Annotated in this window: 11 protein-coding genes; 6 read left to right on the forward strand and 5 right to left on the reverse strand. The window is 41.8% G+C overall.

Annotation, left to right across the window (positions count from 1 at the left end; genetic code table 11):
* Positions 1 to 90: 90 nt before the first annotated feature.
* On the reverse strand, positions 91 to 978 hold the full coding sequence (locus ACSC9N_RS07400; RefSeq protein WP_063454283.1) for a LysR family transcriptional regulator: 888 nt from the start codon (positions 976 to 978) through the stop codon (positions 91 to 93).
* Positions 979 to 1,077: 99 nt separating this feature from the next.
* Here ACSC9N_RS07400 and aceI point away from each other — a divergent pair, with 99 nt between their 5' ends.
* Complete coding sequence (gene aceI, locus ACSC9N_RS07405) at positions 1,078 to 1,512, forward strand: chlorhexidine efflux PACE transporter AceI (RefSeq protein WP_010326827.1); 435 nt, start codon at positions 1,078 to 1,080, stop codon at positions 1,510 to 1,512.
* Between the two features lie 46 nt (positions 1,513 to 1,558).
* On the opposite strand, the gene ACSC9N_RS07410 is transcribed toward aceI, so the two are convergent.
* Both ACSC9N_RS07410 and ACSC9N_RS07415 read right to left on the reverse strand, forming a co-directional pair.
* On the reverse strand, positions 1,559 to 2,110 hold the full coding sequence (locus ACSC9N_RS07410; protein ID WP_010326826.1) for a hypothetical protein: 552 nt from the start codon (positions 2,108 to 2,110) through the stop codon (positions 1,559 to 1,561).
* Between the two features lie 107 nt (positions 2,111 to 2,217).
* Positions 2,218 to 3,735: an acetyl-CoA C-acetyltransferase gene (locus ACSC9N_RS07415; RefSeq protein ID WP_029575037.1), complete on the reverse strand. Its 1,518-nt coding sequence runs from the start codon at positions 3,733 to 3,735 to the stop codon at positions 2,218 to 2,220.
* A gap of 240 nt (positions 3,736 to 3,975) precedes the next feature.
* Here ACSC9N_RS07415 and ACSC9N_RS07420 point away from each other — a divergent pair, with 240 nt between their 5' ends.
* From ACSC9N_RS07420 to dnaX, 5 genes are all read left to right on the forward strand, one after another.
* Entirely contained in the window at positions 3,976 to 5,367 is a 1,392-nt protein-coding gene (locus ACSC9N_RS07420; protein ID WP_010326824.1) for a 3-oxoacyl-ACP reductase, read from the forward strand.
* A 149-nt stretch (positions 5,368 to 5,516) separates the two neighbouring features.
* On the forward strand, positions 5,517 to 6,371 hold the full coding sequence (locus ACSC9N_RS07425; protein ID WP_010326823.1) for a MaoC family dehydratase: 855 nt from the start codon (positions 5,517 to 5,519) through the stop codon (positions 6,369 to 6,371).
* Between the two features lie 68 nt (positions 6,372 to 6,439).
* Positions 6,440 to 7,690 (forward strand): serine hydrolase domain-containing protein, encoded by a 1,251-nt coding sequence (locus ACSC9N_RS07430; RefSeq protein ID WP_010326822.1) that lies wholly within the window; start codon positions 6,440 to 6,442, stop codon positions 7,688 to 7,690.
* A 72-nt stretch (positions 7,691 to 7,762) separates the two neighbouring features.
* Complete coding sequence (locus ACSC9N_RS07435; protein ID WP_395475125.1) at positions 7,763 to 8,218, forward strand: copper resistance protein NlpE N-terminal domain-containing protein; 456 nt, start codon at positions 7,763 to 7,765, stop codon at positions 8,216 to 8,218.
* Between the two features lie 260 nt (positions 8,219 to 8,478).
* A complete protein-coding gene (dnaX, locus tag ACSC9N_RS07440) occupies positions 8,479 to 10,575 on the forward strand; it encodes a DNA polymerase III subunit gamma/tau (RefSeq protein WP_395475126.1) in 2,097 nt (698 codons plus the stop codon).
* Here the strand turns inward: dnaX and ACSC9N_RS07445 are convergent.
* Both ACSC9N_RS07445 and ACSC9N_RS07450 read right to left on the reverse strand, forming a co-directional pair.
* Positions 10,568 to 11,011 (reverse strand): acyl-CoA thioesterase, encoded by a 444-nt coding sequence (locus ACSC9N_RS07445; protein ID WP_010326819.1) that lies wholly within the window; start codon positions 11,009 to 11,011, stop codon positions 10,568 to 10,570. The genes dnaX and ACSC9N_RS07445 overlap by 8 nt on opposite strands.
* Before the next feature lie 52 nt (positions 11,012 to 11,063).
* Positions 11,064 to 12,224, reverse strand: a complete 1,161-nt coding sequence (locus tag ACSC9N_RS07450) for an iron-containing alcohol dehydrogenase (protein WP_439036129.1) — start codon at positions 12,222 to 12,224, stop codon at positions 11,064 to 11,066.
* Positions 12,225 to 12,277: the final 53 nt, after the last annotated feature.

Consider the following 12,277-nt stretch of genomic DNA (forward strand, 5'->3'; position numbering starts at 1 on the left):
ATCGTTAGTTCTTAAAGTTATTACCCATAAAATATTTATAACACAAACTGCTTCTAACCCAAGTGGATTCGGATGTTTTAACAGCAGTTATCACGATTTTTTACGTTGATTTCGGATGTATTGGATTAAAAAACGTGCAGCTGCACCCAATTCACTTTCACGACTCCAGACCAAATCGACAAAATATTCAAACTTTGGGGTGAAATCCAGCAGATCTAATATTTTCAACTGGGTTTTGAGCTGAGGGTTTTCATTCAGCATTTCCAAGGGTAAAACACCCCAACCGAAATTTTGCATAATGAGTGCGCAGGCAGAGTGATGATTGTCAGTCCGCCAGTATTCTTTAGAAAAAAGTAGTTCAGGTTTAATGCTTTTATCTCGGCTGGCAACCACGATCTGGCGACTGTGTTGAATTTGTTCAAAGCTGACTTGTGAAAATTGCGCCAGCTCAAAGTCTTTGTTTGCGACAGGGACTAAAGTTTCCATTTTTAATTCAACAAACTGTTCGCTGCTTTCCAGCTGTTCACGTTCGAACATCAGTGCAAGTTGCGCTGTACCGTTGAGTAACATTCTTTGCGCATCTTCCTGAGGTGCAGAAAAAATGTTGATCTGTAGACTGGGAAATTCAGCTTCTAATATTGCGATGTAGTCGATCCATTGCATATGTAGCAGTTCGGATACAACGACGATATTGAGCGAGGACTCCAAACCGTGGCTTAGGGCATGAGCATGCTGTTTCCATTGATTCATTTCGGTCAGTAGTTGCTCGGTCTTTTCATACAAGGTTAGGGCTTGCGCTGTTGCTGTAGGCTCACGTCCTTCGCGTAAGAAAAGTTGTAGGTTTAAGTCTATTTCCAAGTTGGCAATTGACATACTCACGGCCGATGGCACTTTGCCCAATTTTCGTGCGGCAGCTGAAAATGAGCCTGACTCAATCACGGTTTTAAAAATGATCAGTTGCTCTTGATTGATATTCATAATTTTCTATCTTTCAGTTTTACTGAAAGAACCTGACTCGATTAATCAATATTATAAAAATAAAATAGCCAACATCCAATCATGAAAGAGTAATTAAAAATGTTGATTTCCAAAAGAAGGATTATTCATGCGCTCAGCTATGAAATCATCCTATTGGTGATCATTGCTGTAGCTTTAAGTTTCATATTCCATATGCCTTTAGAGGTCACAGGCGTACTCGGTATTGCCATGGCAGTCACTTCGGTCATATGGAATATGGTGTTTAACCATTTTTTTGAAAAGTTTGAAGCAAAAAGAAAACTCAAAAGAACCATCGGCGTACGTGTTCTTCACGCGATTGGTTTTGAAGGTGGTTTGATGCTTGCAACCATTCCAATGGTCGCATATGCAATGCAAATGAGTATTTGGCAAGCCATCGTACTCGACTTCAGTTTAACCATGTGTATTTTGGTTTATACCTTTATTTTCCAATGGTGTTATGACATGGTGGAGGCCAAATTGGGTATTCAACCTGAAGCGCAATATTCAAATTAAAAATTAAGCCACGCAATGTCGTGGCTTTTTTAATGTGATGCGATTCTTATTTGAATTTTCTGACGTTTAAAATATAAGGGATCATTAAGGCAAAAAATACGGTGATGGCAGCATGAAAACTATTTGCTATAGCGCTTATATATGGATGCGCAAAGCCTTTGAGATAGATCATGGTTGCGCCTTTCTTTGTACTGGAATTTGTGTATGGGATTTCATCACTGATCAAAAACCAACTTAAGCAGAAAAAGAGCAACATAAAAATAAAAAACACTAAGCCTAGTGGATTAAACATTGAGCGTTGTTGTGTATTCAGTTTTGCGTAGTGTTGCCTGATGTGCTGAACTTGTGGTCGGTTGAGTTGTACACGAAAATAATTGATCAAAATAAGGGCAAGACAGATGAAAGTACAAATAGCAAAAAAGTCATTGAGAAATTTATGCGGGCTGGACAAGTTGGATGCAATGCTGGTTGGAAACACGCCTTGAAAGTGGAAGTCGAAGCTGACAATCAAAAGCGCTATGACTAAGGGAATGAGGTAAAAATAATAATAGCGAATCGGGGTATTGAGATAAACAATAAAGGGCGGTGAATTTCGCATAGTTTGTATTTGGTTATTTTATGTTTTTATCTATAGAGTAAATTGATGGTTTTGACCAGTAAAAAAAAGCACCTCAAAAGAGATGCTTTTTTACAGCGAAGGCGAGATTATTTCTCAATAATTGCTGTCACACCTTGACCACCTGCAGCACAGATTGAAACCAGTACGCGACCTGAACCTTTTTGGTTAATCAACTTCGCAGCAGTGGCAATGATACGACCACCGGTTGCAGCAAATGGGTGACCTGCTGCAAGTGAAGAACCTTTGACGTTGAGTTTAGTGCGGTCAATTGAACCGAGTGGAGCATCTAAACCTAAACGGTCTTTACAGAATTTTGGATCTTCCCAAGCTTTCAAAGTAGAAAGAACTTGTGACGCAAATGCTTCATGAATTTCGTAGTAGTCGAAGTCTTGAAGTTTAAGGCCAGCACGCTCAAGCATACGTGGAACTGCATAAGCAGGTGCCATCAATAAGCCTTCTTTTTTCTCAACGAAATCAACAGCAGCCGTTTCTTGGAAGGTTAAGTAAGCAAGGACTTCGTGACCGTTTGCTTTCGCCCATTCTTCAGATGCTAAAAGCACACAAGATGCACCATCCGTAAGTGGTGTTGAGTTACCCGCAGTCATGGTACGTGCATCGCCTTTACCAAAAGCTGGTTTGAGCTTAGCAAGTTTTTCAACCGTAGAGTCAGCACGTAAGTTGTTGTCACGCTCTAAACCTAAGAATGGTGTGATCAGGTCATCGAAGAAGCCTTCTTCGTAAGCCGCAGCCATTTTTTGGTGTGAAGATGCAGCAAGTTCGTCTTGCGCTTCACGTGCAATACCCCATTCAAGCGCGGTAATGGCTTGGTGATCACCCATAGACAAACCTGTACGTGGCTCACCATTTTTCGGCGCATCCATCAAGTCTTTTAGGTTGATTTTGGTTAAAGCTTTTAAACGGTCTTTACCCGTTTTTGCAATGTTGAGTTCAAGTAATGCTTTACGTAAACCATCACCAAACGCAATTGGTGCATCAGAAGTCGTGTCTACACCACCAGCCACACCCACTTCAATTTGGCCCAGTGCGATTTTGTTGGCAACTAAGAACGCTGCTTGTAAGCCAGTACCACATGCTTGCTGAATATCGTAAGCAGGTGTTTCTGGCGCAAGTGCAGTGTTTAGTACACATTCACGGGTCATGTTAAAGTCACGGCTGTGCTTAAGAACAGCACCAGCAACCACTTCACCAAGGCGTTGGCCTTGAATATTAAAACGTTCAACAAGACCGTTTAGCGCTGCTGTGAACATATCTGTATTCGAAGCGGTGAAATATGCGCCATTTGAGCGAGCGAAAGGAATACGGTTACCACCGATAATAGCCACGCGGCGAACAGTGTTTTGACTCATGGTTTGATCCTGTTGAACAGCAGTTTGAGTTTTTGGTTTTGAAGCATTTGTAGAAGAAGCAGGGCTTTTACTACGAGTTGACGCAGCACGAGTGCGAGTCGGCTTAGTCGTGTTATTTACTGATTGGGTTGTCGTGCCAGTACTTTTAGTTCTACGCGGTGTACTTTTTGATGTATTTGACACGGTTTCCGTAGCAGAATTTTCCACTGCTGGATTTTCTTGAGTTGTTTTGCTCATAAGGCTTTTCCAAGCATGTTAATCTATTCTTAGGGTGTACATTAGCATATTATAAAAAGGGCTGAATTGACTAGAATGACATTGCAACAGGCTTTCAGGTCAAGACATATCCTCTATAACTCAAGTATGATTCTACTGAAACCGATGGAACTATTGAAATATAAGACTCTAGACATCACTTTGAAGTTAAAAGGATATCTTTGAATCCATCAACAATTCATTTGTATGAGAGATAAAAACATGACTGATCAATACCAAACATTTGCAAAATCTCCTATTGGTAAATTTGTCATTAAAAATTTGGGTTTACCTGCACCAACTTTTTTAGACCGTTTTGAGTCAGCAACGCCTGTGATTAAAGGTGCTGTTTTACTGGGTGCAGCAGCAAACAGTTCACTATCTGGTGCAATTGCGCAAGTGTTGGCAAATGTCCACGCCAATAGCTATGCGGGTAACAATGCGCAACTACAACAAGCTGCGGCTCAAGTGGGCTTAAACTTAAGTGCATTTAATGCAGGCGACAAAGAGTCTAAATTCAAAGTTGTTATTTTTGATGCATCTGGCATTGAGTCATCAGAGCAACTCAATGAGTTATATAACTTCTTTAACCCGATCGCACGTCAAGTGGCAGCTTCTGGTCGTGTGATTGTGTTAGGCACGACCCCTGAAACTGCGGGTAGCGTGAAAAAAGCGATTGCACAACGCGCGCTTGAAGGCTTCGTGAAGTCAGTCGGTAAAGAATTTAAAAAGGGGATTGCAGCACATTTGATTTATGTGGATGCAGGTGCGGAAGAAAATCTTGAGTCAACTTTACGTTTTGCAGCATCTCCACGTTCTGCTTATGTCTCCGGTCAAGTGATTCGTGTTTCTAATGCTGATATTGTAGATGTGGACTGGGCGAAACCACTGGCAGGAAAAACGGCTGTAGTAACAGGTGCGAGCCGTGGTATTGGTGAAGCGATTGCACATGTCTTGGCACGCGATGGCGCGCATGTGATTTGTTTAGACGTACCACAGCAGCAAGCAGATCTTGACCGTGTTGCAGGTGAGATTGGTGGTTCAACACTGGCGATTGATATCACTGCAAACGATGCTGGTGAGAAAATTAAAGTTGCGGCAGCTGCTCAAGGTGGTTTAGACATTATCGTGCATAACGCAGGTATTACTCGTGACAAAACTTTGGCAAATATGAAGCCTGAACTTTGGGATTTGGTGATTAACATTAACTTGTCTGCGATTGAACGTGTAAATGATTATTTACTTACGAATGACGGTTTAAATGCCAATGGTCGTATTGTTTGTGTATCATCAATTTCAGGTATTGCAGGTAACTTAGGTCAAACCAACTATGCTGTGTCGAAAGCAGGTGTCATTGGTGTGGTTAAATTTACTGCTCCAACGTTGACGAATGGCATTACGATCAATGCGGTTGCGCCAGGTTTTATTGAAACCCAAATGACTGCTGCTATTCCATTTGCAATCCGCGAAGCGGGTCGCCGTATGAACTCGATGAGCCAAGGTGGTTTACCTGTAGATGTTGCTGAAACCATTGCTTTATTTGCAGCGACAGCATCGACTGGTTTAAACGGCAATGTGGTACGCGTTTGTGGTCAAAGCTTATTGGGTGCTTAATTTAAAAGCTTGAATTTATCTCTCCTTTAGAGGGGGAGATAAATTCTTTATATTATAAATGGGATGGCATTTTCCCTCATCCCAACCTTCTCCCTGAGGGAGAAGGTGCTTTCAAAAATATTGAAATAAAAACTTCTCAAAGGTTCAGTATGAAGACTCGCCATTTTAGTCAACTTCCAAAACCATATATGGCTTATCCGAAAGTCATTCAAGGTTTGATCTTTAAAAAACCAAAAGGTGAAAAAGTCTTACCGCAGGTTGAGTATGTGGTGGATTCTTTTAACGTCGATCAAAAGCATTTGAAAGCCTATAACGAAGTATGTGGCTTTAAAAATAATGGTTATATTCCTGCGATTTATTTGGCCGTATTATCGCAAAGCCTACAAATGCACATGATGGGGCAAGAGCCGTTTCCATTTCCTGTGCTAGGTTTGGTACATATTCGCAATCAAGTCAAACAAATGCGTAAAGTTGGTGTCAATGAAACCCTCACTTTATCATGTAAATATGGCGCGCTTGAGCCACATGATAAAGGTGTTCAGTTCGATTTTATTACCACGGTGAAAGTTGGCAATGAAGTGGTGGTTGAAGCATTGACCACGTATTTAGCACGTCAAAAGACTGATGGTAAAACAGCACCAAAATTAGTTGAAGCAACGACTCCAGATTATCAGCCAAATGCAGTCTGGGAAGTCTCTGAAAACACAGGCCGTCGTTATGCAATGACCTCGGGCGACTTCAACCTCATCCACATTCATGCGGTGACAGCAAAAGCCTTTGGTTTCAAACAAGCCATTGCGCACGGCATGTGGAGTAAGGCGCGAGCGTTGGCTTCGATCACATTGCCTGATGCTTATGAAGCGGATGTTTGGTTTAAACTGCCGATGTATTTGCCGTCAACAGTCGATTTTATGACCGCGACAGAAGGTGCAAATACCGCTTTCTTCATTCGAAATAGTAAGAATCAAAAACCGCATGTGACGGGACAGGTGAAAGCACTATAATTTTAAAAAGCCCAGTTTAGATTACACTGGGCTTTTTTATGCCAGCTTAAAAATACAAGGATGTGTAAATGAAAATTTTAAAACAATATTTACAAGAGAATCCGAACCATTACCAAGGCTATGTTGACCCACGTTTTCAAAGTGTTGCCCATCTGTTTAGCCGCTTACAGGATGCTCGTTTAGCATATGGTGGTGCAGCCTGTGTTTTATATTTTCAAAGTGAAAAAGTTGTCGATATCTATACGGGGTTAGCAGCGGTAGATTCTCCTTGGCAGGCCAATACCATGTCGGTGTGTTATTCGACAGGCAAAGGCGTGCTCGCAACCTTGGTGCATATTTTAGTCAGTCAAGGTGTGCTGAGCTATGACCAACCGATTGCGGATTATTGGCCTGAATTTGCCCAAAATGGTAAAGGAAAGATGACGCTAAGACATGTGCTGAGTCATCAAAGTGGATTATTTGATATCCGTAATAACATTGCCGATGCGACAGAAATGTTGGACTGGACGCATATGTTAGACGTATTTGAAAAGGCACAACCACGTTTTGCAATTGGTGAAGATGCTGCCTATCAACCTTTGTCATTTGGTTGGCTAGTCGGTGGTGCTTTGGAAAAAGCAACGGGCAAACCTTTAACTGAGCTCTTCCAAACCTATTTAGTTGAGCCACTTGAGCTTGATGGGGCTTACTTTGGTGCACCCAGTGCTGAATTAAAACGTATCGCGAGACCTATTACTCGTCCTGTGCCTAGCCAACCAAATCAAAAAAGTCCAACGAAAGTGCGTAAAGTTTCATTGCTGGCTAAAGCGATGCAGTGGTCAGGGCAAGATCCACAAGACTTTCAAGATGGCATGATTCCCAAAGGCATGAAAAAGGTCAGCTTTTACCATGATGATGCGATTCAGGCGATCATTCCCGCAGCAAATGGTGTATTTACAGCCAATAGTTTAGCCAAAGTGTATGCGATGCTATCTCAAAAAGGGATTTGGAAAGGTCAGCAGTTGATTCATCCTGATGTGTTTTCTGAGTTGAGTCGAGTGCAATATAGCTATCGAGATCGCGTGATGCCGATACCTATGCATTGGCGCTTGGGGTATCACCGTATATTAACCTTAGGAAAAACAGCAGAGCAGGGCTTTGGTCATATGGGCTTTAATGGTTCAGGGGCTTGGGGCGATAGTGAGCGAGGCTTAAGTTTTGCCTATACACATAACTTTGCTACAGGTTCTTTGACTGGGGATTATCGACTTTGGGCTTTGAGTCAAGAAAGTCTACGCTGTGCAGATGCGGTCTTAAAAGGCAAAAAAGGCTGGTTTTGACAGAACTGAGATTTAGTCAGCGTCTAAGATATGTTATGTTCGTCGCGGTTTAGATTTTTGAATATTTGTGACATGAAGGCTCCCATTCTTATCCCGCTGGTCGCTACAGGATTACTCTTAGGCTGTTCCGAGGCAAATCAAACGCAACATGATCAGTCTAAACTTCAAGTGGCAGAACAAAAGCAGATTATTCCTGCGTGGGTTGGGAGTTATCAGGGGACAACGCCGTGTATGGGGTGTTTGTCCCGTTGTGAAGACTGTCCAGGTATGGCAGTAGCACTAGAGCTGCATGAAAACATGACCTACAGCCTAAAACGAGAAAGTTTGAGTGGCCATAATGAAATCGAAACTTTGACTGGAGCACTTCGTTTTAATGCTCAAGATCAGCACAAGGTAGAGTTAGTCAACGTGACAACGCGAAACTTACTTTATGTCGATTTAGAAGATCGTGTTTTAGAAATACGTGAAGATGTGACTGGAAAAAAATATCAAATGCAGAGTGATTTTATTTTAGTGAAACCAGCTTAATTCCCTAAATAGCTGTATTTTAGAAATTCATTTTAATATTTACACCTTTTTACTTTTCCAAAGCTCTCACTTTATTTCAAATCCATAATCTAAATACATAAATAGCTTGAGATAGAGAGTGGGATAAAAATGGAGCTAATGGTTTTTTAATTATTGATCTAAATCAGCTTTATAGCTTAGAAATGCGAGAACGGAGTGAAGTAATTCATTCACTCTTTGGCAAAAAAACAGTATGCTTAGGCCTATAAAAAGGAGCATACATGTATCAAGTACTTGCACGGAAATATCGTCCTCGTAATTTTAATGAGCTAGTGGGTCAAAACCACGTCTCTCGAGCGCTAACCAGTGCTTTGGAGCGCGGACGTTTGCACCATGCTTATTTATTTACAGGAACGCGTGGGGTCGGAAAAACCACCATTGCCCGTATTTTGGCGAAGTGCTTGAACTGTGAAACAGGTGTGACTTCGACGCCGTGCGAAGTTTGCCCAACCTGTACTGCCGTGAATGAAGGCCGTTTTATTGACTTGATTGAAATCGATGCGGCATCACGTACTAAAGTTGAAGATACGCGAGAACTTTTAGACAATGTTCCTTATGCGCCGACACAAGGTCGTTTTAAGGTCTATTTAATCGATGAAGTACATATGCTGTCTACGCATTCTTTTAATGCTTTACTCAAAACATTGGAAGAACCACCTGAACATGTGAAATTCCTTTTTGCAACGACAGATCCGCAAAAGCTCCCAATTACTGTAATTTCGCGTTGTTTGCAATTTACACTACGCCCGTTGGCTGTAGATGAAATTACCGAGCATCTGGGGAATATTTTAAATAAAGAAAGCATCCAAGCCGAACAAGATGCAATTTGGCAAATTGCAGAGTCTGCCCAAGGCTCATTACGTGATGCGCTTTCTTTGACAGATCAGGCAATTGCTTACGGTCAGGGCGCTATCCAGCACCAAGATGTCAAAGAAATGTTGGGTTTAATCGACCGTACCATTATTTATGATCTGATCCTTGCGATACATCAAAACCAAAAACAACGGGTGAGTGAGTTGCTGATGCAATTTCGCCAGCAAGCACTGGATGTATCTTTAGTTTTGGATCAGCTGATTTCGACTTTACATGAGTTGGCGCTATTACAATATTTGCCTGAACTTAGTCTCAAATATAGTGCTGAAATTAATAAAAAAATCATGCAATTGTCTCAGCAAATTGCTGCGCAAGACTTGCAACTTTATTACCAAATTGCATGTAAAGGGCGTGCTGAATTACAGCTAGCAGTCACCCAAGAGCAAGGCTTTGAAATGTCAGTGCTGCGCATGTTGGCGTTCCGTCCATTACAACCAAATGAAGTGTTGGTGGCTCATGCCAATAGTGCTGTAGTTGAATCTGTACAACAAACGGCAATACCGAGTGCTGCTCCAGAAACGGCTTTGCAGCAAGATGCTCAAACTGTAGATGTTGATGCGGCATTTGAAGACGCTGCAATAACTCAGAATGCAGAACCTGAGTTTAAACCTGAACTTGATGATGTCGATCTTTCAGAAAGCGCCGAAGATAATAAACCACCAGTGGACTCATCTCAGCAATCTGATCAAATCGTATTCGACCCTTCAAGCGATGAAGTGTTGTTCGATTTAGATGAAGCAGACGAATTTAATGCGCAAAGCAATGACGATGAACCAAATAGTGATGATTTCTTATTTGATGAAATTGTACCGCTAGATATAGAAAGTCAAAATAAAGCATCCGTTGAACCTGCCGCAGTAATAGCTGAACCCGCTGTGCGAGCAGAGTCTTCTGATTTAGCAAATGAAGTGCTGTCTGCTGATAGCGTACAGGACACCCAAGTTGTAGAAAATGAAAGCCTGCAAACTGTTGCTGCTATTGTAGAGCCCGTTCAACCTAAACAGGTTTCAACTGCATCAGGCGATTTAATGCCGCAAGATATTTTGCAACTTCAACCGCAGCAGTTAGTCGGTGAGTGGACGGTGGAGAAGTGGGAGTACTGGTTCAGAAGCAGCGGCTTATCGCCCGCGGTACAAGAATTGGCTCAGCAAGGTTTAATGGCTGGACAAATTAATGCAGAGTCTGTGTTTATGATTCCACAGCGTTATGAGCAGCTCCTCACCCAATTACGTCATGTTTTAGAAGATGCACTCAAAGCTGAATGGCCTCAGACGCGTTTTGATGTGAAATATGCAGAAGTTGAAACGATTACGCCGTACACCATGCAGGCGCAGCGCAAGCAAAAAGCATTTCAACGTGCGCATGAATTACTACAAAATGAAGACACGGTCAAAGGCCTTGTACAAACTTTTGATGGTGAATTGCAGAATATCCAACTTAAGTAATGTCATGGCTTAAGTAGTGGCACAAAGCACCCCGCATTTCAGATGGAATCGGGGTGCTTTTTCGTGTTTCACGGTCTACAAAGACATGAACAAAATGTCCTTGAGCTGAAGCCGTTTCTTGACCAAATTTGAAAATGGCAAGTTCGTAAGTGAGTGACGAGTTCCCTATTTTGGAAATAGTCACACCAACGTCAATAATCTCAGGATAAGACAACTCATGTAAGAAACTGCATGCTGAGTCGACCACTAAACCAATAATAGGGGATTGGTGAATATTAAAATTTGCTTTTTCAATCAGTAAGGCATTTGCGGCAGTATCAAAATAACTATAGTAGGTGACGTTGTTGACATGGCCATAGAGGTCATTGTCCGACCAACGTGTTTGAATCGGTAGAAAATAATGAAATTGATCACGTGTCTTTGCAGCTTGTCTCATCGATATCATCCTTAAAAATCATCTTATAAGTAGCCTAAGTTAATTATATGGCTTAGCTGTAAATGGCTTGATAAATTTCGCGTGCCTGTTGCCACTCTAGTTCTCTTGGGTTGTTTTGTAGTAGGCGTGTTTGCAACATGGCATCGGTTGCAAGCTGATCTAGACTGTGTTCAGAAACATTTAATTCTTTGAGTTTTAAGGTTAAACCACTGCGGTCTAAATGGTTTTGCATATGATCGACGAAAAGATCAGAAAGACCATCGGTACAGCCTGTACTTTTTGGGTCGAGCCAGCAGATCAGTTCCGCATAATGTTGCTTAGCTTGGGGGAGGTTAAACTTTAAAACCTCTGTCAGTACTAAGGCATTACTGTGTCCATGAGAAATGTGAAAATGTCCACCCAATGGATAAGCTAGCGCATGAACAGCACCTACTGGGGCATTGGCAAAGGCTTGTCCTGCCAACATCGAACCGACTAACATATTTTGTCGAGCTTCTAAATTTCGACCATCTTCTAGCACCAAGTTGAGGTTTTGATTCAGCAGTTTTAAAGCCTGTTTTGCTAACATGTCTGCATAGGGGTTTTTCTTGATTTTAGAGGTATAGGCTTCAATCGCATGTACCATCGCGTCAATGCCTGTGGCAGCACTAATATGACGCGGCAGGTTTTCAGTAAATGTCGCATCCAAAATCGCTACATCGGCAAAAAGAACGGGTGCTACGATGCCAGTCTTTGTCATTTCACCTGTGGTAACGATCGAAATTGGTGTGACCTCAGAGCCTGTCCCTGCAGTGGTAGGGACTAAAATTAAGGGTAGACGAGGTGCTTGGGCATTATTCACCCCATAAAGATCTGATAACTTTTGCTGCTGTGCAGGATGGCTGAGGATGGCAATAATTTTTGCAACATCCATAGAGCTGCCGCCACCAAAACCTAAAACGATATCTACCTTTTGCTGTTTGGCATAATCAACCGCATTTAAAACAATTTGTTCACTCGGATCTGCTTCAACCTCACTGTAAATACTGTAAGTGAGTGAGAGATCTTCTAAAATTTCTAAGATGGGAAGGTGAAGCTGATGCTTTAACATGCCTGCATCTGTAACCAATAACAGATGTTGATAAGGGCGTGCTGTTAAAATTTCTCTGAGCTGTTGAATGCTGCCTAAGCCTGAAATAATATTCGGCACAGTTTGAAATTGAAATTGGTTCATAACAGCATCCTTTTTTATATCTTATCCAACAATATTGTTTTGTACTTCTATAG

Origin of the sequence: Acinetobacter sp. PC34 (assembly GCF_051789135.1) — a bacterium.
Classification (GTDB): domain Bacteria; phylum Pseudomonadota; class Gammaproteobacteria; order Pseudomonadales; family Moraxellaceae; genus Acinetobacter; species Acinetobacter johnsonii.